Source organism: Microbacterium sp. (genome assembly GCF_036823965.1).
In the GTDB taxonomy this organism is placed as follows: Bacteria; Actinomycetota; Actinomycetes; order Actinomycetales; family Microbacteriaceae; genus Microbacterium.
On sequence record NZ_DAITBE010000001.1, the window covers coordinates 847,201 to 871,804 of the forward strand.

Sequence of the window (24,604 nt, forward strand, 5' to 3'; positions counted from 1 at the left end):
AGGCAGCACAGCAGCGATCTATCGTCGAAGGGACGGCTCAACATTACGCCGTCCGCACCGCACCATCGTCCGCTCACCCCTGGAGGAGATCCCTGTGGCCATCGAGTTCGATTCGTCTTCACCCAAGTTCGCCGAGTACTCCGAACCCGGCCGCCTGGTCACCACCGAGTGGCTCGCAGCGCACCTCGACACCCCAGGTCTCGTGGTCGTCGAGTCCGATGAAGACGTGCTCCTCTATGAGACCGGCCACATCCCCGGCGCCGTGAAGGTCGACTGGCACACCGAGCTCAACGATCCGGTGGTGCGCGACTACGTCGACGGCGAGGGCTTCGCCGAGCTGCTCAGCCGCAAGGGCATCGCCCGAGACGACACCGTGGTGATCTACGGCGACAAGAACAACTGGTGGGCGGCCTACGCACTATGGGTCTTCTCGCTCTTCGGGCACGAAGACGTCCGTCTGCTCGACGGCGGCCGCGACCGCTGGATCTCCGAGGGCCGCGAGCTCACGCGCGAGGCCACGAACCGACCGGCGACCGAGTACCCGATCGTCGAGCGCGACGACTCCGTCATCCGCGCCTACAAGGACGACGTGCTGGCGCACATCGGCAGCCCGCTGATCGATGTCCGCTCTCCGGAGGAGTACAGCGGTGAGCGCACGACCGCGCCGGCGTACCCCGAGGAGGGCACGCTGCGAGCCGGCCACATCCCGACCGCGCAGAGCGTGCCGTGGGCCAAGGCCGTCGCTGAGGACGGCGGATTCAGGAGCCGCGCCGAGCTCGACGCGATCTACCGCGATGGTGCCGGGCTCAAGGACGGGGACGACGTCGTGGCCTACTGCCGCATCGGCGAGCGTTCCAGCCACACCTGGTTCGTGCTCCGTCATCTGCTCGGCTTCGAGAACGTGCGCAACTACGACGGCTCGTGGACCGAGTGGGGCAGCGCAGTGCGCGTGCCGATCGTCACCGGTGCCGAGCCTGGCGCCGTCTGAGCGTGGAACAATGTCAGGGATGAGCACCACCGACGTCCCTGACACCCTCGCCGAGATCCGAGACGCGTTCCTCGAGACGCCGGAGCCGGATCGTCTGCTGCTCCTGCTGGAGTTCGCCGACGAACTGCCTCCGGTGTCCGACGAGGTCGCGAACCACCCGGAGATGTGCGAGCGCGTCGCGGAGTGCCAGTCCCCCGTCTACATCTATGTCGAGGTCGTCGACGACGTCGTGACCATGCACGCCACCGCTCCGCCGGAGGCACCGACGACGCGCGGCTTCGCAAGTATCCTCGTGCAGGGCATCTCCGGCCTCACGGCCGATGAGGTCCTCGCGATCCCCGACGACTACCCGCAGTCCATCGGGCTCACGAAGTCGGTCTCCCCGCTGCGCATCGGCGGCATGACCGGCATGCTGATGCGCGCGAAGAAGCAGGTCAGGCAGAAGCGCTGAACCCCTGCTCCTGCAGCCAGTCGGTGATCGCCGCAGTCCAGCCGGTCTGGTCGTAGTTCCAGATCTTGGTATGCCGTGCGACCGAGAACCGCGGCATCGTCACGAGATCGGGACGGGCTTCCGCGAGGGCGTGCGAGGCGTCGGCCGGCACGAACCCGTCGTCCTCGCTGTGCAGGATCAGGATCGGGACGGCGAGCTCCTGGGCGCGCGAGACCATGTCGAGACGGTCGAAGTGGATCGCGTCCTCCGCACCGCTCATGCGGGCCGTGAACGGGACGGAGAGCGCGCCCATGGCCAGATCGGGCAATGGCGCGTGCATTCCGGCCTTGTTCGCCTGGAAGCGCAGCACGGTGCGCCAGTCGACCACCGGCGACTCCAGGATCATCCCGGCGATGCGGTCTCGATTGCCCGAGTTGACGGCGGTCTGCAGCGCCACCGCTCCGCCCATCGACCAGCCCATCAGCAGCACACGCTCAGCGCCGTGCCGAAGGGCATATGCGATCGCCGCATCCACGTCGCGCCATTCGGCAGCACCGAGCGAATAGGCGCCACCGCGACTGCGCGGAGCCTCACCGTCGTTGCGATACGAGACGACGAGCGACGACAGCCCGGCGGCGTGCAGGACAGGGACGGCTCGAAGGCACTCGGCGCGGGTCGCTCCACGGCCGTGCACCTGGATCACCCAGGTCGATGACTCGGCAGGGAAGAACCATGCGGGACACGGGCCGGCGGGCGAGCCGATCAGGACGTTCTGCGATGGCAGGTGCAGCTCCGACGGCGAGGAGTAGTACCAGCCGCTGAAGCGCGCAGCGCGGTCGACCTGCGCGCCGGGCTCGATCTGCGTCAGGAGCTTGCGCCGCACGCTGGTCGCATCGGCGCTGAGCACGGCGCCGAGCTTCACATAGCCGGAGGTACCGGTGGTGAACAGGCCGTATCGGCCTGGCAGTTCGGTGTCGAGCGTGCGACCGAGCTCGATGGTCTGCGCCCCGGTGTCGACCGCGATGATCTCGGCATCCGTGGAGCCACGCACCGGCGTGACGACGCGTCTGGCCACTCGCAGGACGATGAACGCAAGGACGCCCCCGAGGGCGAACAGCGCGGGGACAAGGAGTGCAACGGCGTGCCTGAGACTCTTCATCGCCTCCTGACTCTAGCCTGTTGCCGTGACCGCACACCCCGAAGCCGGGTCGCTCTTCGACAGCGCCATAGCTGAACTGCGTGAGACCGCGTTCCGCGGCGACATCGTCGTGCACGAGATCGCGACCCCTCAGGGGCTCGCGCCGTTCGCGCTGGCCCTGGCCGCCGACGTGCGCCCTGACGACCACGGCGAGTCGGTGTACGGCACCGGGCGCTTCGTGCTGCTGCACGATCCGGACGAGCCTGGGGCATGGGGCGGAGCCTGGCGGATCATCATCTTCGCGCAGGCACCGCTGGAGACCGAGATTGGCACGGATCCGCTGCTGGCGGACGTCACGTGGTCCTGGCTGGTCGACGCGCTCGACTCGCGAGAGGCCGTGTACCACTCGCCGTCTGGCACCTCGACGAAGACCTTGTCGAAGGGTTTCGGGGGTCTCGCCGTCGAAGGCGACGGGGCACAGATAGAATTGCGGGCGTCCTGGACTCCGGATGGCCCGTTCCGACCGCACGTCGAAGCATGGGCCGAGCTGGTCGGAATGCTGGCGGGGCTTCCGCCGGGTTCCGAGGGCATCGCCGTGATCGGCGCGCGAAAGGCTGTACGTGACTGAATACTCCGTGATCTCGGATGCCGAGGAATTCCTCGCCGCCTGCGCCACCCTCGCCGCCGGCACCGGCCCGGTCGCCGTCGACGTGGAGCGGGCCTCGGGCTTCCGATACTCCCAGCGCGCGTACCTCGTTCAGGTGTTCCGCCGCGACGCCGGCGTCTTCCTCTTCGACCCGCCGGCGATCGGCGACTTCGCACCGCTCCAGGACGCGATCGGATCCGAGGAGTGGGTGCTGCACGCCGCGAGCCAGGATCTGCCTTCGCTGCGCGAACTGCAGCTCGAGCCGCCGACGATCTTCGACACCGAGCTCGCATCGCGCCTGCTCGGGCACGAACGCGTCGGTCTCGCCGCTGTGGTCGAGCACACGCTCGGCATCACGCTCAAGAAAGAGCACTCGGCTGCCGACTGGTCGACCCGCCCGCTGCCTGCCTCCTGGCTCGAATACGCAGCGCTCGACGTGCTGCACCTCGTCGACGTGCGCGACGCCCTGGTCGAAGAGCTCGTCGAGCAGGACAAGACCTCGATCGCCGCTGAGGAGTTCGCGGCCACGCTCTCCCGGGCGCCGAAGCCGCCCCGCGAAGACCCGTGGCGGCGTCTGAGCGGCCTGCACCAGGTGCGCGGCGCCCGCAACCTCGCCGTCGCCCGTGCGCTGTGGCAGGCCCGCGAGTCGTACGCGCAGGAGCAGGACGTCTCCCCCGGCCGCCTGGTCCCCGACCGCTCCCTGATGGCCGCGCTGCTGGGCAACCCGCAGAGCAAGCAGGCCCTCGCCGGCATCAAGGAGTTCCAGGGGCGCGCGAGTCGCACGCAGCTGGACCGCTGGTGGCAGGCGTTCGTCGACGGCCGCGCGACCGAAGAGCTCCCGCGCGAGCGGGTGCCGAGCGATGCGCTCCCCCCGCCCCGCGCATGGGCCGATCGCAACCCCGAGGCCGACGCACGGTTGAAGGCAGCGCGGCCGGTCGTCGAAGCGATCGCTGAAGAGCTGTCGATGCCGACCGAGAACCTGCTGACACCGGAGTTCCTGCGCCGTATCGCCTGGGATCTGACGCTGGAGACCCCCGAGGCCATCAGCGATGCGCTGACCGCCCTCGGCGCGCGCCCCTGGCAGATTGCACACACTGCACAGAAGATCGCGGACGCTTTTGTAGATGCTGGTCAAGTGCCCGACGAGGCGCCCACCCCCGCTTCGTAGGTTCGATCCAACCGATTCCTCCCCGTTTTCGGCCCTCCATAGACTGAGGTCACCGCACAAACTTGGAGGCAGAGTGGCCGAGATCTCGGACGTCTTCTTCGTCGATGGAGTGCGCACCCCCTTCGGGCGCGCCGGCGAAAAGGGCATGTACTGGAACACCCGCGCAGATGACCTCGCCGTGAAGGCGACCATCGGCCTGATGGAGCGCAACGCCGCCGTTCCGGCGGACCGCATCGACGATGTCGCCATCGCCGCGACCTCGCAGACCGGAGACCAGGGCCTCACGCTCGGCCGTTCGGTCGCCATCCTCGCCGGCCTCCCACAGACCGTCCCGGGTCTCGCCATCGAGCGCATGTGCGCCGGGGCGATGACCAGCGTCACGACCATGGGCGCGTCGATCGGCGTCGGCATGTACGACCTCGCCCTCGCCGGGGGTGTCGAGCACATGGGCCACCACCCGATCGGCGGGAACGCCGACCCCAACCCGCGCTTCGTCTCGGAGAAGATGGTCGACCCCGGCGCGCTGAACATGGGCGTCACGGCTGAGCGCATCTTCGATCGCTTCCCGCACCTCACCAAGGAGCGCTCCGACCGTTTCGGCATGCTGAGCCAGCACAAGGTGCAGGCCGCGTACGACGCCGGCAAGATCCAGCCCGACCTCGTGTCGGTCGCGATCAAGGGTGCCGACGGCGCCTGGGGTCTCGCCTCGGAAGACGAGGGTCGCCGTCCGCAGACGACGATGGACGATCTCGCAGCGCTGAAGACGCCGTTCCGCCCGCACGGCCGTGTCACGGCCGGCACGTCATCGCCGCTCACGGACGGCGCCACCATGTCGCTGCTCGCCGGCGGCGGCGCGGTCAAGGAGCTCGGACTCGCGCCGAAGATGCGGATGGTCTCATTCGCCTTCGCCGGCGTGCAGCCGGAGATCATGGGCATCGGCCCGATCCCCTCGACCGAGAAGGCGCTGAAGAAGGCCGGTCTCACGATCGCCGACATCGGACTCTTCGAACTGAACGAAGCGTTCGCGATCCAGGTCATCTCGCTGCTCGATCACTTCGGCATCGCCGACGACGACCCCCGCGTGAACCAGTGGGGCGGAGCGATCGCGCTCGGCCACCCGCTCGCAGCATCCGGTGTGCGTCTGATGATCCAGCTCGCGGCGCAGTTCGCAGAGCGTCCGGACGTCCGATACGGCCTCACCGCCATGTGCGTGGGTCTCGGCCAGGGCGGTTCGGTCATCTGGGAGAACCCGCACTACAACGGAAAGAAGAAGAAGTAGTGAGCTACGAAGACGTCGACTTCTCCCCGATCCAGGCGCTCACCGAGGGCGAGGTGATCACGCAGTCGCCGGTTCGCGACATCCGTCTCGCCTCAGGCAAGGTGCTCGCGCTGATCACCCTCGACAACGGTCGCGATCACACACGTCCGAACACGCTGGGCCCGGCGACGCTCACGAAGCTCGGCGAGACGCTCGCCGGTCTCAAGGCCCGCGCGGCCGCCGGTGAGATCCAGGCCGTCGGCATCACCGGCAAGCAGTACATCCTCGCCGCCGGCGCCGATCTGTCCGACATCAGCAAGGTCGGATCGCGCGACAACGCGCGACTGATCGCGCAGCTCGGTCATCGGGTGCTCGGCTCCATCTCCGAGCTCGGCGTGCCGTCGTTCGCGTTCGTGAACGGGCTCGCGCTCGGCGGCGGTCTCGAGATCGCGCTGAACTCGAGCTATCGCACGGTCGATGCGTCGGCTGCGGCGATCGCCCTGCCAGAGGTCTTCCTCGGAATCATCCCAGGCTGGGGCGGCGCATACCTGCTGCCGAACCTGATCGGCATCGAGAACGCCCTCGAGGTCGTCATCTCGAACCCGCTGAAGCAGAATCGGATGCTCAAGCCGCAGCAGGCATTCGATCTCGGCATCGTCGATGCGATCTTCCCCGCCGCGAACTACCTCGAGAACTCGCTCGCCTGGGCGGACGCGGTCCTCGGCGGCAAGAAGGTCGAGCGGAAGAACGAGCCCGGCAAAATCGAGCGCCTCACGAAGTGGCCGATCGCGATCAAGATGGCTCGCGGAATGCTGGAGTCGAAGATCGGCACCGTCCCGAAGTCGCCGTACGCCGCGCTCGAGCTGCTCGACAAGGCGAAGAGCGGCACCAAGGCCGAGGGGTTCGCCCGCGAGGACGAGGCACTCGCCGAGCTCGTCACGGGTGACCAGTTCGCGGCATCCATGTACGCCTTCGACCTCGTGCAGAAGCGCGCGAAGCGACCGGTCGGCGCTCCCGACAAGGAGCTGGCGAAGAAGGTCACCAAGGTCGGCATCATCGGCGCGGGGCTCATGGCGAGCCAGTTCGCTCTGCTGTTCGTGCGCAAGCTGCAGGTGCCGGTGCTCATCACCGACCTGGACCAGGCTCGCGTGGACAAGGGCGTCGCATACATCCACGAAGAGATCGGCAAGCTGGAGGCCAAGGGTCGGCTCGACTCCGACACCGCGAACAAGCTGCGCGCCCTCGTCACCGGCACCACCGACAAGAGCCTGTACGCGGACTGCGACTTCGTGATCGAGGCCGTGTTCGAAGAGGTCGGCGTCAAGCAGCAGGTGTTCGGCGAGATCGAGCAGATCATCGCTGAGGACGCGATCCTCGCGACGAACACATCGTCGCTCTCGGTCGAGGAGATCGGCTCGAAGCTCGCCCACCCCGAGCGCCTGGTCGGCTTCCACTTCTTCAACCCCGTCGCGGTGATGCCGCTGATCGAGATCGTGAAGACGCCGAACACCTCCGACGCCGCGCTGTCGACCGCGTTCGTCGTCGCGAGGAACCTGGGCAAGAACGCGGTGCTCACCGCCGACGCTCCAGGATTCGTCGTGAACCGACTGCTCGCGAAGGTCATGGGCGAAGCCGCTCGTGCCGTCTACGAGGGCACTCCGATCGCTGATGTCGAGAAGGCCTTCGGCCCGCTCGGCCTGCCGATGGGCCCGTTCCAGCTGATCGACCTGGTCGGCTGGAAGGTCGCAGCCCACGTGCAGGACACGATGGTGCAGGCGTTCCCGGACCGCTTCTATGCGAACGAGAACTTCCACGCCCTCGCGGCGCTGGACTCGGTCGTCGAGAAGGACAAGGGCGGTCGTGTCACCGGCTGGACGAAGCAGGCCGAGAAGCTGCTGAAGCCCGCCGTCGGATCGGCACCGGCGTCCGCCTCGACGATCCTCACTCGGGTGCAGGACGGACTCGCGCAGGAGATCAAGCTCATGCTCGACGAGGGTGTCGTTCCCGAGGTCGAGGACATCGACCTGTGCCTGATCCTTGGCGCTGGTTGGCCCTTCATCGACGGCGGTGCCTCGCCGTACCTCGACCGCGAGGGCGCGTCCGACCGTGCCTTCGGCGGATCGTTCCACACCCCGCAGATCCGTGGTGTCGAGCACCGCTGATCCGGTTGCTCGCATGAAGGGGTCGCGCTTCGGCGCGGCCCCTTCGTCGTTGCGTGGACGGTTCGCGTGCTCGCGAGTCAGCGCCCGCGCGGATCCTGCTGCGCCGGTCGCTCGTCCGCCCCGCCGACCTCGGGCCAGTACGAGAGTGCACGTTCCGCGAGCGCGGTGATCGTGAGCGAGGGATTCACGCCGGGGTTCGCCGGCACCGCGGCGCCGTCGACCACATGCAGGCCGGGATGCCCCCAGACACGGTGATACATGTCGATCACACCGTCGTCCGGTGAGGCGGAGATGACGGCACCACCGAGGAAGTGCGCTGTGAGCGGGACGCCGAAGACCTCCGGCCAGGACCCACGCGCATCGGCGGAGATGCCGCCGTCAGCGGCGACGCGGGCCGCGATCGCCCGGGCCGCCCGGTGCGCCTGTGGCAGATGACTCGGGTTCGGCTCACCGTGTCCCTGCTCACTCGTCATGACGAGGCGCCCGAACCTGCGGCGCAGTGACAGCGTGAGCGAGTTGTCGGCGGTCTGCATGACGAGCGCGATGATCCCGCGCTCGCTCCAGCGGTGCAGCGATCCGAGCCGCAACTGCCGGGCGGGCGCGCGGAGCACCTGGCCGACCACACTCGCCAGGCGTCGCCACAGCGGACGATCCCCCGGCACGACGACCGAGGCCAACGCTCCCATGAGGTTCGAGCCAGGTCCGTACCGGACGTTCTCGACATGCGTCCGCTCGTCGACGTGGAAGGAGGTCGTGATCGCGACGCCGCGCGCGAGCTGCAGCGATTGCGGCACCCGCGTCGCCACGGCGCCGTCGAGCGCCTCGGAATTCGTGCGGGTGAGGCGGCCGACGGCGTCGGAGATGCGCGGGAGCCGCCCCGCATGCTTCATCCGGTGGAGCAGCTGCTGCGTGCCCCACGTGCCCGCGGCGAGCACGACCTGTTCCGCCGTCACGGTGCGCCGCGCACGACCGAACCAGGCCCCGCTGCGCTCGGTCGTGACCGAGTACCCGCCGCCGGGCAGCTCGCGGATCTCGGCGACCGTGCGCAATGCCTCGATCGCGGCTCCCCGTCGCTCTGCGAGGGCGAGGTAGTTCTTCATCAGCGTGTTCTTCGCGCCGACGCGGCATCCGACCATGCAGTTGCCGCACAGCGTGCATCCGGTGCGGTCAGGACCTTCCCCGCCGAAGAACGGATCAGCGACGCGCTCCCCCGGCGTGCCGAACCAGACCCCGACCGGCGCGTGCCGGAAGGTGTCGCCGACGCCGAGGTCGGATGCCGCGCCGGCCATGATCCGCTCGACCGGGCCGGTGTGCGGGTAGTGCTCGACGACGCCGAGCATGCGCTTGGCGGTGGCGTAGTGCGGCGTGAGCTCGCGCTCCCAGTCCGCGAGACCGTGCCACTGCGGGTCCTCGAAGAACGCGGCACCCGGCTGGTAGAGGGTGTTCGCGTAGTTGAGCGATCCCCCGCCGACCCCGGCGCCCGCCAGGATCATGACGTGTGGAAGTCGGTGGATCCGCTGCACGCCGAAGCATCCGAGTGCCGGAGCCCAGAGATACCGGCGCAGGTTCCAGCTCGTCTTCGCGAAATCCTCATCGGCGAAACGGCGTCCGGCTTCGAAGACCCTGACGCGATAGCCCTTCTCGCTGAGTCTGAGCGCCGCGACCGAACCACCGAATCCGGATCCGATGATCACGACGTCCTCGTCGAAGCGCATCTCAGGCCTCGCTCGGCATGAGCATGGTGATGGCGGCGGGCCGCAGGCGGATCGTTGCCGTCCCCGCCCCCACCCGCTCGCCGTCGGCGTAGACGACGAGGCCGGGTGCGGAAACCGCCACGCTGTGCGCTCGCCGATGCGAGACCTCCCGGCGCTCGAGATGGCGACCGCTCAGCAGCGACGGGAACAGCCGGATCAGGCGCAGTCGTCCGATCGATCGCACGTGCACGACATCGAGCAGCCCGTCATCCGCTTCGGCGCCGACGCAGACCGGCATGCCGCCGCCGTAGCTCGCGGTGTTGCCCACCGCGATCAGCGTGCCTGGCGCACCCCGCGGCGTCTCCTCGTCGATCGACAGGCGGAATGCCATCGGTCGCAGTCGCGCGAGTTCGATCAGCAGTGCGAGGTAGTACCGCAGCACCCCGCGCGGCCAGCGCAGCCGGTTGGTCCGTTCGCTCACCCTGGCGTCGAACCCGAGGGCCGCGACGGTCAGGAAGAGCCTCGTGCCGATGTCGCTGCGCACCTCGCCGACGTCGATCGTGCGCGGCGTGCCCCGGACTGCGAGCAGTGCAGCCGCACCAGGATCGTCGCGAGGCAGATCGAGCGCGCGAGCGAGGTCGTTCCCGGTGCCGGCGGCGACGAGTGCGATCGGCACCGCATGCCGGATCAGGAGCTCCAGGATGCCGGAGAGCGTGCCGTCACCGCCGACGACGACGAGCGCGCTCGGCTTCTCGCTGAGCGCGTGCGCGGCGAGGCGTACGGTGTCCTCCGGCGATGCCCCGGCATAGGCACGCACCTCGACACCCTCTGCACGCAGCCGCTCGACAGCAGTGGCGGCGGCATGCGCGCCGCGGCCCTTGCCTGCGAAGGGATTCGCCAGCACCGCGATGTGCTCGCCCACGTCAGCGCCTTTCGCCCGAGACCGGAGCCGACGGGATCACGGCACCGGGGTTCAGGATGCCACGCGGGTCGAGTTCTCGCTTGATCGCGGAGAGGATGCGGATGCCGGTGTCGCCGATCTCCTCAGCCAGCCACGGCGCGTGGTCGCGCCCGACCGCATGGTGATGGCTGATCGTGCCGCCGGAGGCGAGGATGGCGTCGTTGGTGCGGGCCTTGACCTCCCCCCAGAGCTCGAGCGGATCCCCGCGCAGCCCGGCCAACACCGTGAAGTACAGCGAGGCTCCCGTCGCGTACACGTGCGACACGTGACACATGACGTACGAACGCGCCCCTGCCGCGTCGAATCCCTCTCGCAGAGCACTCGTGACCGCGGCTCGCAGGTGCGACAGGTTCGACCAGGTCGTGGCGGTCTCGAGGGTCTCGCAGAAGACGCCGGCGTCGAGCAGCGAATCGCGCAGGTATGGGCCGTCGAACCGACCGGCGAGCCACTCCTCGGATGCGCCCTCGCCGGACGAGGCGCCGCCCGCCTCGCGCAGCAGCGCCGACACCCGCGCACGGCGCTCCGGCACATCGTCGCCCTCGTACACGGTGACGACGCTCGCACCCTTCGCCAGCGCCTTGCCGATGCGGCCCACCTGCGCCAAACTGACTGCCGTCTCGGCCTCATCGGACAGGCGGATGACGGTCGCACCTCCACCGTGCTGGGCGACCCTCCGCAGCCCCTCAGCACCCGAAGCGAAATCAGGGAACGACCAGGACTCGAGCACGCGCTCACGCGGCACCGGATGCACGCGCACCGTGACCGCGGTGATCACGCCGAAGATGCCCTCCGAACCGAGGAACACCCGGAGGAGGTCAGGGCCGGCCGCAGAGCCGGGCGAGCGACCGAGGTCGAGGTCTCCGGTCGGCGTCGCGACGCGGATGCCGGTGACCATGGCGTCGAAGCGGCCGTGCCCCGCCGAGTTCTGTCCGGACGAGCGCGCAGCGGCGAACCCGCCGATCGTCGCGTAGCGGAAGCTCTGCGGGTAGTGCCCCAGTTCGAGTCCGTGCGCGAGCAGCAGCGCCTCGGCATCCGGTCCGGTGGTGCCGGCGGCGAGCGTCGCCTGACCGCTGAGCTCGTCGAGGTGGATGAGGCCGCACAGTCGTCGCAGATCCAGGCTGACGACCGCGTGGTGGGCACCGCGTTCGGGATCGAGGGCGCCGACCACGCTCGTACCGCCGCCGAACGGGATCACCGCGATGCCTCGCTCCCCTGCGACGGTGAGCACGTCGTGCACCTGTTCGTGTGTTGCTGGGCGCACCACGGCATCCGGCACCTGCTGTTCTGCCGCCCGGCGTCGCAGAAGGTCGAGTGTCGACCGCCCTCCGGCGTGCCGGATCCTGGTCTCCGACGAGCCATCGACGTGCTCGGTCCCCACGACCGCTGCAAGGGCGGCGATGTCACCGGCGTCGAGCGCGGTCTGCGCGATCCGCACGTCGTCGAGCTCGACCGAGGCGGCCGGCTTGCGGATCCTGCCGAGCAGGAGCGGCAGCAGCGTTCGCACGGCGAGCGGCAGGTCCTTGGCCTTCGTCGGGTCGCCCCAACCGTTCCAGCGCATCAGCCGGTCGTCGTCGACCCTGCCGCTCTCGTGACCCATGCGTTACAGTGTGACAGATCATGGAAGAACGTCAAGCCTTCGCCATCAGTCCTCCGACCTGGGACGCGACCCAGTCGCGTGTGCTCGATGCTGCAGACGACCTGATCCGACGTCGCGGGATGAGCGGCGTCACGATCGCCGAGCTCGCCCGCCGTTCCGAGCTCAGCCGTCCCACGATCTACCGCAACTGGAACGACGCCGACGATGTGGTCCGTGCAGCGCTCCTCCGTCGTATCACCGTGATCCTCGCCGGCTTCCCCGCGCCTGCCGTGACGCGAACGCAGCTCGTCGACGACATCCTCCGCTTCATCGAGCTGTTCCGCACGGATGCCGTGTACGGCGAACTGCTCGAGGCCGAGCCCGAGTCGTTCACCCGATACACTCTGCAACGCGTCGGCTCCAGCCAGCGGATGATCCTGCAGTGGCTCGCCGCGGCCATCGGCGCAGCGCAAGACGACGGGTCGGTGCGCGTGGGCGACCCAGCGCAGATCTCGGTGATGCTGCTGCTCATCGCGCAGTCCGCGGTCCTGTCGCACGGCACCGTCGCCGATCTCATCGACGAGCAGGCCTGGGAGCGCGAGCTCCGCACCGCGCTCGACGGGCACCTGCGGCCATGACGAACGTCTCCACCGACCTCAACGCCGAGCGTCGCCGACGGGAGCTCCACCTGGCCGCGGACGACGTGACAGACCTGCTCGTGATCGGCGGCGGCATCACGGGCGTGGGCGTCGCGCTCGATGCCGCTGCTCGCGGCCTCAGCGTGACCCTGATCGAGGCCCACGATCTCGCCTTCGGCACGAGTCGATTCAGCTCGAAGCTCGTGCACGGCGGGTTGCGGTACCTCGCGACCGGCGACGTCGCCACCGCACGCGAGAGCGCCCACGAGCGCCATCTGCTGATGACGACGATCGCTCCGCATCTCATCCGTCCGCTCGGTCAGCTCCTGCCGTTCAGCCCTGGTGTCACGCTGCAGCAGCGCGCCGCCGGCGCTCTCGGGATGGCCATGGGCGATGCGCTGCGGATGCGTGCGAAGACGCCTCGCTCGGTGCTTCCGGCGCCGCACGTGGTCTCGGCCCGGGTGGCGCGACGGCTGGCGCCGGCACTGGACCCGCACGGGCTGCGCGGCGGAATGCTCTCGTACGACGGGCAGCTGGTGGATGACGCGAAGCTCGTCGTCACGATCGCTCGGACTGCAGCGGGGCTGGGCGCACGCATCCTCACCAGGGTGCGGGCCAGGGAGCTGCGCGGTGACGGCGCGAGCGTCGAGGACACCCTCACCGGTGAGCGCTTCGAGCTTCGCGCACGCAGCGTCGTGCATGCCACCGGCGTCTGGGCAGGCGGACTCGATGCCTCGATCACCGTGCGCCCCAGTCGTGGCACCCACATCGTGCTGGACGCCCGAGACCTCGGAAGCCCCACGGCTGCGCTGACGATCCCGCACGAGGGCTCCATCAGTCGCTACGTGTTCGCGCTTCCGCAGCAGCTCGGCAGGGTCATCGTCGGGCTGACCGACGAAGATGCACCGGGTGCGATCCCTGACGTCGCTGAGCCGACGGAGACCGAGATCGCGTTTCTCCTGGCCAGCCTCAACCGGGTGATCGATGCGCCGATCCACCGGGACCAGGTGCGCGGCGCCTTCGCCGGACTGCGGCCGCTGGTCGACAGCGGCTCCGCCTCGAGCGCAGACGTGTCGCGCCGCCACCTGGTGACGACAGCGGATGCCGGATTCGTCACGGTCCTCGGGGGCAAGCTGACAACCTACCGCCGGATGGCCGAAGACGCCGTCGATCGCGCGGTCCAGGTCTCCCGCATCGATGCTCCGCCCAGCCGCACGGCGTCGCTCACGCTGGTCCGCGATCCGCAGCCGGTCGACGATTCCGCTGAGGCCGGCATCTCTCCGGCACGGATCGTGTTCGCCGTGCAGTCCGAGGGGGCCATGACGGCCGACGACGTCCTGGATCGGCGCACCCGCATCGGACTGGTCGAGCACGACCGAGAGCGGGCGCGCCACGACGTCGAGACGACCGTCGCACAGACGCTCGCCGACCTCGGCTGAGACGACCGGGCGGCGAACCGATCGAGAAGATCGGATGAACGTCAGGTGCGATCGCACCGACTTCCCCATGCCAGGCCCCCGGCGCGGTGCAGAGTATGACCGTGGACGCGATCTTCAGCATGTTCGGCGGCGGCGCGATGGGCGGTCTCGTGAAGACAGGGACCGCGGTGCTCACCGTCCTGCTGGTGATCCCGGCGCTGCTCAAACTCTTCATCGTCACGGTCGACGAGGGCTGGGCGGCGATACGCACCCGCAACGGGAAGCCGATCATCCGCCGAGCCCGTCTCGGAAGACCCGGCGCCCCAGGCGTGGGCGAGGTCGTGGTGCTGACCCCCGGTTCGCACGGGGCGTTCCCGCTCTTCTACTGGTACAAGCTCATCGACGTCCGGTGCCGTGCGACCGATCTCCCGGCGCGGCAGCTCACCGGTGCCACCGGCCACCAGCATCTCGTCCACGCCTCGTTCGAGTGGCGCCCCCTGGTCTCCGGCCGTGACCTGCGGGTCTTCGAACTCGATGTGGTCAATGTGAAGGAGCGTGCGGCGAACATCATCTCGGCGGCGCTCCGCGATGTCATCCGCTCCCACGAGGGTGCCGATCTCCCCCACAACGACACGCTCAGCGGCCTGGTCCGGGAGTCATGCGCCGAGAAGGTCATCGCGTCCTGCGGCGTCGAATTGGTCGACGTCATGATCACCGGCGATGCGCTCACCGACGGCTACCTGCTCTCGCAGGCGCTGCGGTCGTCGGATTCGGGTCCCCAGACGATCGCCGCACTGCATGCGCTGAAGTGATATGCCTCTGCACGCATCTTCGGGTGTACGCTTTTGAACATGTTCGAAACCGAGGCCCCGCGCTCCAAGAGCGAGCGGACACGAGCCAGGATCAGTGAAGCCGCGATCGAGTCGTTCATCGAGCGCGGCTACGCCGACACCACCATGCGATTGATCGCTGAGAAGGCGGGCGTCTCGTCCGGGAACGCCTACTACTACTTCCCGTCGAAGAACCACCTCGTCCAGGATCTGTACGTGCGCGTGCAGCGCGAGCACGCAGAGGCGGCTCGTTCACCCCTGGCTGCACAGCGAGGCCTCGTTGACCGCCTCAGGGTCGTGTTCGAGACCGGACTGGCGACACTGCTGCCGTATCAGCGCAGCGCGCCAGGCTTCCTCAGCGCCATGATCGCGCCAGACTCCCCCATCAACCCGCTCTCGGCGGAATCCGACATCGCGCGTGACATGACCGTCGCCCTCTTTCGTGAAGCCGTCGACGGCGCGCAGCATCGACTTCCCGCCGATATCGCCGCGCTGCTGCCGGAGGCGCTGTTCGTCACCTACCTCGCGCTGGTCCTGCGGTGGACCTACGACGGCTCGCCCGAGCAGGAGAAGACGACGCGTCTGATGGATGCCGGTCTGCGCCTGCTCGCGGTGGCGCTCCCCTTCGTCCGCGTGCCAGGGGTCCACGCGACCACCCGCGAACTGCTTCGCCTCATCGCGGATGTGCGGTCATGAGCGTGCCCGCCGCCCCGCCGGTCCGCACGGCCGAGGAGCCCATGGCATTCAGCTCGAGCGAACTCCTGCGAGGCGGCGTCACCGTCTGGCTGGTGTTCCTCGGGCTTCTGCTCGGCAGCGAAGTTCTGCACCTCACGCTCATGGCGGTGACATCGCAGAGCTCCGCTGGAGCCCTCTTGATCGTCGGGGTGCTGTGCTACCTCGTCCTGGTCGCGATCATCGGCGGAACGGTGTCCGTCATCGTCATGCTCCTCGGACTCCCGCTCGTCCGTCTGATCGCACACGTGCTGCGTCGCGTCGGGACGATCTCTCTCCACGTCACCGTCTACGCGGTCGTCGGAATCGCGATCGGATTCGCCTTCCTCGCACTCCTGCGCGGAGGATATGCGTTCGCCCCGATCATCCCGTGGGACTTCTTCATCATCCTCCCCGCCGCCTCAGCTGCCCTCGCCCTGCCGCTCGGCTGGTGGTGGACCGCCCGCGGGCTCCTTCGTGAGGATGCAGGTTTCGCGCCGCGCAGTCGCCGGAAGACAGATCCGGATGCCCGGTACGAGGATCGGGCGAACGACTTCACAACACGCAGCACGGCGGGTGATGCATGATCGCGACGGAAGCGCCCGAACGATCGCTGATGGACTTCACGAGGCGAGAGTTCTGGCGCGGTGTGTGGGCCTCGTGGGGGATCTTCATGATCTCTCTCATAGCTTCCCTCATCACGGTCGGGCTGGTGGAGGTCGACGGGTCCTACGGTTCCCCGTTCGGGCTCGCGTTCCTCCTGCTCCTCTACGGTGTGCCGATGGGCGGCGCCATCTCGCTCACCGCGATGCTCATCGGTGCTCCGGTCGCGTGGAGCATCGGGCGTCTCCTGCTGAGGACTGATTCCTTCGCCTGGCACCTGACCGCATACGCCGCGTTGGGAGGTGGCGTCGGAGCGTCGGTGATCGCGATCGCGCAGGTGCTCAGCAGATCGACGGACCCGGTCATGGCCGCGCCACTCGCGCTCGCCATCATCACCGTGTGCGCCATCTCGGTCGCCGGCGGCTGGGCGTGGACATTCGCCCGTTCCCGCGCCGAACGCTCCTTCTGAGCCTGCGGCTCAGTGCCGTTCGCGCAGCGGCAGGTCGATCGTGCCGGTCTCGCCCGCGTTGCGAGCGATCGGGATGCGGGTGCCGAGCACCTGCGACACAACGTCCTGCGCGATCTTCGACGCGGTCAACCCGGCATCCGCGAGGATCTCGTCGCGTGACGCATGGTCGATGAACTCGTCAGGAAGGCCGAGCTCGTCCACCGCCGTGTCGATGCCCGACTCGCGGAGCACCTGACGGACGCGCGTGCCGATGCCACCGACACGGATGCCGTCCTCCAGCGTGATGACGAGACGGTGGCGCGCGGCGAGTGCGACGACCGAGGGCTGCACCGGGATCGCCCAGCGCGGGTCGATCACGGTGGCGCCGATCCCCTGCGCACGCAGACGCGAGGCTACGTCCATCGCGAGCGTCGCGAACGGACCGATCGCCACGAGGAGCACGTCCTCCGACTCGCCGCGCTCCAGTACGTCCACGCCGTCGTGCAGGCGTTCGACTGCCGGCAGATCTTCTGCGACCTCGCCCTTCGGGAAACGGATCACGGTGGGCGCATCGTCGACCAGCACGGCCTCGTCGAGCGCCTCGGCCAGGCGGGCGCCGTCGCGTGGAGCGGCGATACGGATGTGCGGCACGATCTGCAGCATTGCGAGGTCCCACATGCCGTGGTGGCTGGGGCCGTCGGGCCCGGTGACACCGGCACGATCGAGCACGAAGGTCACGCCTGCGCGGTGCAACGCGACGTCCATGAGCACCTGGTCGAACGCGCGACCCATGAACGTGGCGTACAGGGCCACGATCGGGTGCAGGCCGCCGAACGCAAGGCCTGCGGCGGAAGCCACGGCGTGCTGCTCGGCGATGCCGACGTCGTAGACGCGGTCGGGGAAGCGCTCGGCGAATGGCGCCAGCCCCGTCGGCCGCAGCATCGCCGCGGTCATGGCGATGACATCGTCGCGCCGTTCCCCGACGTCGACGAGCGCGTCGGAGAAGACATCCGTCCAGCCGCGACCGCCGGACGACAGCGTCTCGCCGGTGATCGGGTCGATGCGACCGACGGCATGGAACTGGTCGGCGTCATCGTCGCGCGCCGGCTGGTAGCCGCGCCCCTTCTCGGTGATCGCATGCACGATCACGGGGGCGCCGTAGGACTTCGCGAGCTCGAGCGTCTCGAGCAGCGCCGGGAGGTCATGGCCGTCGACCGGCCCGAGGTACTTGATGTCGAGGTTGGAGTACAGCGCCTCGTTGTTCGTGAAGCGCGAGAGGAAGCCGTGCGTTCCACCGCGGACACCGCGGAACACCGCGCGTCCGACGGGGCCGAAGGCACGGAACAGTCGATCGGACTTGTGGTGCAGATCCTTGTACGCAGCCGCCGTCCGAACGCGGTTCAGATAGCGCGACATGCCGCCGATCGTCGGCGCGTAGGAGCGTCCGTTGTCGTTGACCACGATCACGAGGTTGCGGTCGTTGTCGTCGGAGATGTTGTTCAGCGCCTCCCACGTCATCCCGCCCGTGAGCGATCCGTCGCCGAGCACCGCGACCACATGGCGGTCGGCACGACCGGTGGCCGTGAGGGCGCGGGAGACCCCGTCGGCCCAGCTCAGCGAGCTGGATGCGTGCGACGACTCGACGACGTCGTGCGCGCTCTCGCTGCGCTGCGGGTAGCCGGCAAGACCGCCGCGGAGTCGCAGCTTCGAGAAGTCCTGCCGTCCGGTCAGCAGCTTGTGCACGTAGGACTGGTGACCGGTGTCGAAGATGAAGGGATCGTCGGGAGACGAGAAGACGCGGTGCAGAGCGATGGTGAGTTCGACGACCCCGAGGTTCGGTCCGAGATGCCCGCCGGTGCGGGAGACGTTCTCGACCAGGAATTCGCGGACTTCAGCCGCGAGCTCGACAAGCTGATCCTCGGACAGTGCGTCCAGATCACGGGGTCCTGAGATGCTCGGAAGAATCGGCATCTGCACCTCCTACATGCTCCGTCAGAGGCGCCCGCAGAGCCGCGAGCGTCCTGTCGATCCTATCGCGCGACTCCGGGAATCAGCCCGGAGGCGCACCCCCTGGCGCGACGAAGGGGACCCGGCCTAAGATGCCGGATCCCCTTCGACTGCTGTGTCAGACCAGCGAACGCAGCACGTACTGCAGGATGCCACCGTTGCGGTAGTAGTCAGCCTCACCGGGGGTGTCGATGCGGACGACCGCGTCGAACTCCACGACCTGCTTGCCCTCGGGCGAGTGCTCGCTCGGGGTCGCCGTGACCTTCACGGTCTTCGGCGTCACACCGGTGTTGAGCTCTTCGAGACCCGTGATCGAGACGACCTCGGTGCCGTCGAGGCCGAGCGACTCCCAGCTCTCCCCTGCGGGGAACTGCAGCGGGACGACGCCCATGCCGATGAGGTTGGAGCGGTGGATGCGCTCGAAGCTCTCGGTGATGACCGCCTTGACGCCCAGCAGGCTCGTGCCCTTGGCCGCCCAGTCGCGCGACGAGCCGGAGCCGTACTCCTTGCCACCGAAGATGACGAGCGGCGTGCCCTGCTCCTGATAGTTCATGCTCGCGTCGTAGATGTACGACTGCGGGCCGCCGGGCTGCGTGAAGTCTCGGGTGTAGCCACCCTCGACGACCTGGCCGTCGTTGACCGCGGAGACCATGGCATTCTTCAGGCGGATGTTCGCGAACGTGCCGCGGATCATCACCTCGTGGTTGCCGCGGCGCGAACCGAAGGAGTTGAAGTCCTTGCGGTCGACACCGTGCTCGGTGAGGTACTGGGCGGCGGGCGTGCCCGCCTTGATGTTTCCGGCCGGCGAGATGTGGTCGGTCGTGACCGAGTCGCCGAGCGTCGCCATCACGCGTGCACCCTCGATGTCGCGCACCGGCGTGAGCTCCATCGTCATGCCGTCGAAGTACGGCGCCTTGCGCACGTAGGTCGAGTTCTCGTCCCACTGGAAGATCGCGTCGTCCGGCGTCGGCAGGCTCTTCCAGCGCTCGTCGCCCTCGAAGACGGTCGAGTACTGCTTGATGAACTGCTCACGCGAGATCGACGAGTCGACCAGCTCCTGCACCTCGGCCGTGGTCGGCCAGATGTCCTTCAGGAAGACGTCTTCGCCGTCGGTGCCCTTGCCCAGCGAGTCGTTCTCGAAGTCGAAGTGCATCGATCCGGCCAGCGCGTAGGCGATGACCAGCGGCGGGCTGGCGAGGTAGTTCATCTTCACGTCGGGGCTGATGCGCCCCTCGAAGTTGCGGTTTCCGGAGAGCACAGCGGTGACAGCGAGGTCGTGGTCGTTGATGGCCGCGGAGACCTCTTCGATCAGCGGACCCGAGTTGCCGATGCAGATCGTGCAGCCGTAGCCGACGGTGTAGAAGCCGAGGCCCTCGAGGTCCTTGTCGAGGCCGGACTTCTCGTAGTAGTCCGTGACGACCTTCGAGCCGGGGCCGAGCGTGGTCTTGACCCACGGCTTCTGCTTCAGGCCCTTCTCGAGCGCCTTGCGTGCGACGAGACCGGCGGCGATCATCACCGAGGGGTTCGACGTGTTGGTGCACGAGGTGATGGCCGCGAGCGTGACCGCGCCGTTGTCGAGGATGTACTTCTCGCCGGACGGGGTCGTGACCGGGACGGGCTTCGACGCGTTCGCGGGTGCACCGCTGTTGATGTGCACCGGACGAGTGGTCGTGGGCTCCTCCTCGCCGGGAACCGAACCGGGGTCGGATGCCGGGAAGGAGTGCTTCGACTCGAGGTCGACGACGGAGTCCGACGTCGATGCCGAGGCGTAGCTGAGGATGTCGTGCTCGAACTGCGTCTTCGCCTCGGAGAGGAGGATCCGGTCCTGCGGGCGCTTCGGGCCGGCGATCGACGGCACGACGGTGCCGAGGTCGAGCTCGAGGTACTCGCTGAACGTCGGCTCGTGCGCCGCGTCGTGCCAGAGCTTCTGCTCCTTGGCGTACGACTCGACGAGCGCGACGGCCTCGTCGCTGCGACCGGTCAGGCGCAGGTAGTCGAGCGTCACGTCGTCGATCGGGAAGATCGCGGCGGTGGAGCCGAACTCCGGGCTCATGTTGCCGATGGTCGCGCGGTTCGCGAGCGGCACGGATGCCACGCCCTCGCCGTAGAACTCGACGAACTTGCCGACGACGCCGTGCTTGCGCAGCAGATCGGTGATCGTGAGCACGACATCGGTCGCGGTCACGCCGGCGGGGATCTCGCCGCTCAGCTTGAAGCCGACGACGCGCGGGATGAGCATCGACACGGGCTGGCCGAGCATCGCGGCCTCAGCCTCGATGCCGCCGACGCCCCAGCCGAGCACGCCGAGGCCGTTGACCATCGTCGTGTGCGAGTCGGTGCCGACGCAGGTGTCGGGGTATGCGCGCAGGACGCCGTTCACGTCGCGGTCGTAGATGACCTTCGCGAGGTGCTCGATGTTCACCTGGTGCACGATGCCGGTTCCGGGCGGGACGACCTTGAAGTCGCTGAACGCCGTCTGACCCCAGCGGAGGAACTGGTACCGCTCGCCGTTGCGCTCGTACTCGATCTCGACGTTGCGCTCGAGTGCGTTCTCGGAGCCGAAGAGATCCGCGATCACGGAGTGGTCGATGACCATCTCGGCCGGCGAGAGCGGGTTGATCTTGTTCGCGTCGCCACCGAGCGCGGTGACGGCCTCACGCATGGTCGCGAGGTCCACGATGCAGGGCACACCGGTGAAGTCCTGCATGACCACACGGGCCGGCGTGAACTGGATCTCGGTGTTGGGCTCTGCCGCAGCATCCCACGACCCCAGCGCCTCGATCTGCGCCTTCGTCACATTCGCGCCGTCCTCGGTGCGAAGCAGGTTCTCCAGGAGAACCTTGAGACTGAAGGGGAGCTTCTCGAAACCGGGCACCGTGTCGATGCGGAAGATCTCATAGTCGGTGCTGCCGACTGTCAGGGTGCTCTTGGCACCGAAGCTGTTCACCGTGGACACGGATCCGTCTCCTTCTGATCTGATGGGAGCGACAGGCGCTTCCATCTTGCTCGCCTCGGAGGTTCTGCGGCTAGCAAGGCGTACCTAACCAGTCTGCGCCTTTCCGGCCCGCAGCAGAAGCCTGCGATTTATCTTGACATCAAGATAAATCTATCACGTCGGGGAGACGGCCTCGTCACTCGGCGCGCGGGGATAGAGCGCGCGGACGACCAGCCATGTCACCGCGATCAGGGGCGCGAAGAGCGGAAGCCCCATGATGAGCTTGAGCGTGCCGAGCGCCGTGACGTCGCCCGCGAGATACAGCGGCAGCTGCACTGCGAGGCGAGCGAAGAACAGTGCGGCCCAGGCGATGCCGAGCCAGAGGAAGGCGCGCCGCTTGCGGCGATCCGCACGCCAGGCGGTGCCCTCCCCCATCAGGAAACCCGCGGCGACGCCGATGAGCGACCAGCCGATGAGCGCGGAGACCAGCAGCACCGAACCGTAGACCGCGTTCGTGATCAGTCCCGGCACGAAGTTGTCCTCGCCGCGGCCGGTCCACAGCGCGAGTCCGGCGGCGGCAGCAGCTGCGACCAGGCCACCGATCGCGGCGGACGGCGGCGACTTCTGGATCAGCCGGACGATCGTGAAGAGCGCTGCGAGTCCGACCGACACGCCGAGCGCGAGGATCAACGGCTCCGGCTTGAGGGTGAACAGGATGACGAACGCGAGGCTCGGCAGGACGGATTCGAGTATGCCGCGCCAGCCGCCGATGGCGGACCAGACGACCTTCGACGTGCTTCCCTCGCTTGACGGGTCGAGTCCGGCACGACGGGCTGCACCACCGAGGGCGGCGCCGAAGATGTCGGACGCCGACTGCTCCTTCTCAGCGCCCGGTTCGGGGGCGCTCACGCGGAACCGGGGGTCGCCGGCATCTTCAGCGGGATCAGATCACGCGGCGGCATCGGCGATCCGCCGCGCACGACGACGATCGAGCGGAAGAGGTCTTCGACCTTCTCGGCCGCATCGGGATCGGATGCCGCGGCTCCGCCGATCACGCCGCGGAGGAACCACCGCGGACCGTCGATGCCGATGAAGCGTGCGAGACGGAGGCCGGAACCCTCACTCGCGGTCGCGGGGACCTCGGCGAGGAGCTCCTTGCCGAGTGCGCCATCGCGCTCCTCGACACGGCCGCCCTGCGCCTTGACCTGGTCGCGCAGCTGCACTCGCGTCTCGTCCCACAGGCCGCCGGAACGAGGAGCCGCGAACGGCTGCACCTGCAGCGAGGAGTCCGCGTAGTCGAGGCCGACGGCGACGATGCGCTTGGACTGCTCCTCGACCTCCAGACGGAGGTTCAGGCCTTCGCGCGGAAGGATCTTGATGCCGCCGAGGTCGATGTACGGACGAACCGGATTCGCCTCGGAGTCATCGAAGGGACCATCCGTCGCCCGGTTGACGGGTGCGGACTTCGCGGGATTGGGGGTGTTGTCAGTCATTGCTCTTCCCTGCCTGATATCCGGTGGATCCGAAGCCGCCCTCGCCACGAACGCTGTCTGGCAGCTCGTCGACCGGAATGAACGTCGCTCGTGACACGGGCATCACGATCAGCTGCGCGATGCGATCGCCGACGGCCACATCGTACGCGCTGCGGGTATCGGTGTTGATCAGACTCACCTTGATCTCGCCGCGATAGCCGGCATCCACCGTCCCAGGCGAGTTCACGATCGAGATGCCGTGCTTGGCAGCCAGGCCGCTGCGCGGTACGACGAAGGCGAGATAGCCCTCGGGGAGCGCGATGCGGACGCCGGTCGCGACGAGCGCTCGTTCGCCCGGCTCGAGCCGCAGCGCCTCTGCCGAGACGAGGTCGGCACCGGCGTCACCCGGGTGCGCATATCCGGGGACCACGACATCGCCATCCAGAACAGGGGCGATAATGGGGACATCAACGGAATCGGTCACCCCATGAGGCTAATGCAGAACCCCACGACAGGCGCACGGACGCTCTACCGCGAACGACTCTCCCCCAGCCTCAGGCTGCTGGTGACGGTCGCACTCGCCGGTCCGATGGTCTCGCTGATCTTCGTCCCCGTCGGCTCGACCGTGGCCCTGGTGGCAGGTGCCGCCGTCTCGGCGCTGCTCGTCATCCTGTTCATCGCAGCCACCCCGGTGGTCGCGGTCGATGACGCGGAGCTGCGGGCAGGACGTGCGCACATCGACACCCGCTTCCTCGGGGAACCGGTCGCACTGACCGGCGACGAGGCACGACAGGCTCGAGGACCCGGTCTCCCTGCCAGAGGCTGGCACGTCATCCGGGGCGGCATCGACGGCATCGTGGTGGTGCCGAACATCGACCAGGACGACCCGGCGGAGTCGTGGACAATCTCGAGCCGAACCCCTGACCGTCTAGCCGCGGCCATCCGCGCCTCGCAGTCCTGAGCGACGACGCAACCGGCAGACCGAGCCGGAGATGACGACGCGCCCCTGACCAGAAGGTCGGGGGCGCGTTGTGATTCACGCGTGCGTGCTCAGGCAGCGCACTCCTTGCAGATGGGGCCGGAAGCACCCTCGTGGTCGAGCTGCGAACGGTGCTTCACGAGGAAGCAGCTCATGCAGGTGAACTCGTCCTGCTGCGCGGGCAGCACGACGACGTCCAGTTCGAGGTCGGAGAGGTCGGCTCCAGGGAGGTCGAAGTTCGAAGGGTTGTCGGAGTCTTCGTCCCCGGAGGATCCGGAGGACTTGTCCGGAACACGCTCCTTGAGGGCTTCGATCGACTCTGAGTCGTCTTCGCTCTTTCGGGGAGCGTCGTAGTCGGTTGCCATGCGGTAGATCTCCACTTTCATGGTGCGAGTGGGTGGTGCGCCGTCGGGTATTCGGCGGCCACAGTTTGCATGACCGGAAGCGAATACGCAAATGCTGCCGGGTGCGACAGAGCAAACTCACGGCACGCCCAGACTATTCCCGCCCTCAGCCCCTCTCACGTGACACCATGAACGGAC

The 24,604-nt window shown here is 68.2% G+C and carries 23 protein-coding genes; 13 read left to right on the top strand and 10 right to left on the bottom strand.

Annotated elements, in window-relative coordinates:
* Window positions 1-94 precede the first annotated feature (94 nt).
* Window positions 95-988 (top strand): sulfurtransferase, encoded by an 894-nt coding sequence (locus V7Z82_RS04160; protein WP_334148259.1) that lies wholly within the window; start codon window positions 95-97, stop codon window positions 986-988.
* A 19-nt stretch (window positions 989-1,007) separates the two neighbouring features.
* Complete coding sequence (locus tag V7Z82_RS04165; RefSeq protein ID WP_334148262.1) at window positions 1,008-1,439, top strand: SufE family protein; 432 nt, start codon at window positions 1,008-1,010, stop codon at window positions 1,437-1,439.
* Here the strand turns inward: V7Z82_RS04165 and V7Z82_RS04170 are convergent.
* Window positions 1,423-2,577 (bottom strand): alpha/beta hydrolase, encoded by a 1,155-nt coding sequence (locus V7Z82_RS04170; RefSeq protein ID WP_442927573.1) that lies wholly within the window; start codon window positions 2,575-2,577, stop codon window positions 1,423-1,425. The two genes, V7Z82_RS04165 and V7Z82_RS04170, sit on opposite strands and share 17 nt — an antisense overlap.
* A 25-nt stretch (window positions 2,578-2,602) precedes the next feature.
* On the opposite strand from V7Z82_RS04170, the gene V7Z82_RS04175 reads away from it, so the two are divergent.
* The 4 genes from V7Z82_RS04175 (at window position 2,603) to V7Z82_RS04190 (ending at window position 7,790) form a co-directional block, all read left to right on the top strand.
* The gene (locus V7Z82_RS04175) at window positions 2,603-3,184 is read left to right on the top strand and encodes a DUF3000 family protein (RefSeq protein ID WP_334148265.1); all 582 of its coding nucleotides are present in this window, start codon (window positions 2,603-2,605) and stop codon (window positions 3,182-3,184) included.
* Window positions 3,177-4,370: a ribonuclease D gene (locus tag V7Z82_RS04180; RefSeq protein ID WP_334148267.1), complete on the top strand. Its 1,194-nt coding sequence runs from the start codon at window positions 3,177-3,179 to the stop codon at window positions 4,368-4,370. The genes V7Z82_RS04175 and V7Z82_RS04180 overlap by 8 nt, the downstream gene beginning before the upstream one ends.
* Window positions 4,371-4,443: 73 nt before the next feature.
* A complete protein-coding gene (locus V7Z82_RS04185) occupies window positions 4,444-5,649 on the top strand; it encodes a thiolase family protein (RefSeq protein ID WP_334148269.1) in 1,206 nt (401 codons plus the stop codon).
* Window positions 5,649-7,790 (top strand): 3-hydroxyacyl-CoA dehydrogenase NAD-binding domain-containing protein, encoded by a 2,142-nt coding sequence (locus tag V7Z82_RS04190; protein ID WP_334148271.1) that lies wholly within the window; start codon window positions 5,649-5,651, stop codon window positions 7,788-7,790. The genes V7Z82_RS04185 and V7Z82_RS04190 overlap by 1 nt, the downstream gene beginning before the upstream one ends.
* Window positions 7,791-7,867: 77 nt before the next feature.
* Here V7Z82_RS04190 and V7Z82_RS04195 read toward each other — a convergent pair whose 3' ends face one another.
* From V7Z82_RS04195 to V7Z82_RS04205, 3 genes are read right to left on the bottom strand one after another with little or no spacing between them, the layout of a single operon-like run.
* Window positions 7,868-9,505 carry a GMC family oxidoreductase gene (locus V7Z82_RS04195; RefSeq protein WP_334148273.1) on the bottom strand — a complete coding sequence of 546 codons (1,638 nt, stop codon included), beginning with the start codon at window positions 9,503-9,505 and terminating at the stop codon, window positions 7,868-7,870.
* Window position 9,506: 1 nt separating this feature from the next.
* A complete protein-coding gene (locus V7Z82_RS04200; protein ID WP_334148275.1) occupies window positions 9,507-10,406 on the bottom strand; it encodes a YegS/Rv2252/BmrU family lipid kinase in 900 nt (299 codons plus the stop codon).
* 1 nt (window position 10,407) lies between these two features.
* Complete coding sequence (locus tag V7Z82_RS04205) at window positions 10,408-12,042, bottom strand: FAD-binding oxidoreductase (RefSeq protein ID WP_334148276.1); 1,635 nt, start codon at window positions 12,040-12,042, stop codon at window positions 10,408-10,410.
* Window positions 12,043-12,062: 20 nt separating this feature from the next.
* Here V7Z82_RS04205 and V7Z82_RS04210 point away from each other — a divergent pair, with 20 nt between their 5' ends.
* From V7Z82_RS04210 to V7Z82_RS04235, 6 genes are all read left to right on the top strand, one after another.
* On the top strand, window positions 12,063-12,659 hold the full coding sequence (locus V7Z82_RS04210) for a TetR/AcrR family transcriptional regulator (protein WP_334148277.1): 597 nt from the start codon (window positions 12,063-12,065) through the stop codon (window positions 12,657-12,659).
* The gene (locus V7Z82_RS04215; RefSeq protein WP_334148278.1) at window positions 12,656-14,098 is read left to right on the top strand and encodes a glycerol-3-phosphate dehydrogenase/oxidase; all 1,443 of its coding nucleotides are present in this window, start codon (window positions 12,656-12,658) and stop codon (window positions 14,096-14,098) included. Before V7Z82_RS04210 ends, V7Z82_RS04215 begins: the two co-directional genes overlap by 4 nt.
* A gap of 101 nt (window positions 14,099-14,199) precedes the next feature.
* Complete coding sequence (locus tag V7Z82_RS04220) at window positions 14,200-14,889, top strand: SPFH domain-containing protein (protein WP_334148279.1); 690 nt, start codon at window positions 14,200-14,202, stop codon at window positions 14,887-14,889.
* Window positions 14,890-14,928: 39 nt separating this feature from the next.
* Window positions 14,929-15,603, top strand: a complete 675-nt coding sequence (locus V7Z82_RS04225; RefSeq protein ID WP_334148280.1) for a TetR/AcrR family transcriptional regulator — start codon at window positions 14,929-14,931, stop codon at window positions 15,601-15,603.
* A complete protein-coding gene (locus tag V7Z82_RS04230; RefSeq protein WP_334148281.1) occupies window positions 15,600-16,205 on the top strand; it encodes a hypothetical protein in 606 nt (201 codons plus the stop codon). Before V7Z82_RS04225 ends, V7Z82_RS04230 begins: the two co-directional genes overlap by 4 nt.
* Window positions 16,202-16,690, top strand: coding sequence for a hypothetical protein (locus V7Z82_RS04235; protein ID WP_334148282.1), 489 nt, complete (start codon window positions 16,202-16,204; stop codon window positions 16,688-16,690). The genes V7Z82_RS04230 and V7Z82_RS04235 overlap by 4 nt, the downstream gene beginning before the upstream one ends.
* Window positions 16,691-16,699: 9 nt before the next feature.
* On the opposite strand, the gene dxs is transcribed toward V7Z82_RS04235, so the two are convergent.
* The 5 genes from dxs to dut form a co-directional block, all read right to left on the bottom strand.
* Complete coding sequence (gene dxs, locus V7Z82_RS04240; RefSeq protein ID WP_334148283.1) at window positions 16,700-18,640, bottom strand: 1-deoxy-D-xylulose-5-phosphate synthase; 1,941 nt, start codon at window positions 18,638-18,640, stop codon at window positions 16,700-16,702.
* Between the two features lie 154 nt (window positions 18,641-18,794).
* Complete coding sequence (locus V7Z82_RS04245; protein ID WP_334148284.1) at window positions 18,795-21,632, bottom strand: aconitate hydratase; 2,838 nt, start codon at window positions 21,630-21,632, stop codon at window positions 18,795-18,797.
* A 153-nt stretch (window positions 21,633-21,785) separates the two neighbouring features.
* Window positions 21,786-22,520: a DUF3159 domain-containing protein gene (locus tag V7Z82_RS04250; RefSeq protein WP_334148285.1), complete on the bottom strand. Its 735-nt coding sequence runs from the start codon at window positions 22,518-22,520 to the stop codon at window positions 21,786-21,788.
* Window positions 22,517-23,104, bottom strand: a complete 588-nt coding sequence (locus tag V7Z82_RS04255; protein WP_045280190.1) for a DUF3710 domain-containing protein — start codon at window positions 23,102-23,104, stop codon at window positions 22,517-22,519. Before V7Z82_RS04255 ends, V7Z82_RS04250 begins: the two co-directional genes overlap by 4 nt.
* Window positions 23,097-23,567, bottom strand: a complete 471-nt coding sequence (gene dut / locus V7Z82_RS04260) for a dUTP diphosphatase (RefSeq protein ID WP_334148286.1) — start codon at window positions 23,565-23,567, stop codon at window positions 23,097-23,099. Before dut ends, V7Z82_RS04255 begins: the two co-directional genes overlap by 8 nt.
* 3 nt (window positions 23,568-23,570) lie before the next feature.
* On the opposite strand from dut, the gene V7Z82_RS04265 reads away from it, so the two are divergent.
* Window positions 23,571-24,044, top strand: coding sequence for a DUF3093 domain-containing protein (locus tag V7Z82_RS04265; RefSeq protein ID WP_334148287.1), 474 nt, complete (start codon window positions 23,571-23,573; stop codon window positions 24,042-24,044).
* Window positions 24,045-24,133: 89 nt separating this feature from the next.
* Here the strand turns inward: V7Z82_RS04265 and V7Z82_RS04270 are convergent, their stop codons facing one another.
* A complete protein-coding gene (locus V7Z82_RS04270) occupies window positions 24,134-24,427 on the bottom strand; it encodes a DUF4193 domain-containing protein (RefSeq protein WP_105725536.1) in 294 nt (97 codons plus the stop codon).
* Window positions 24,428-24,604 lie beyond the last annotated feature (177 nt).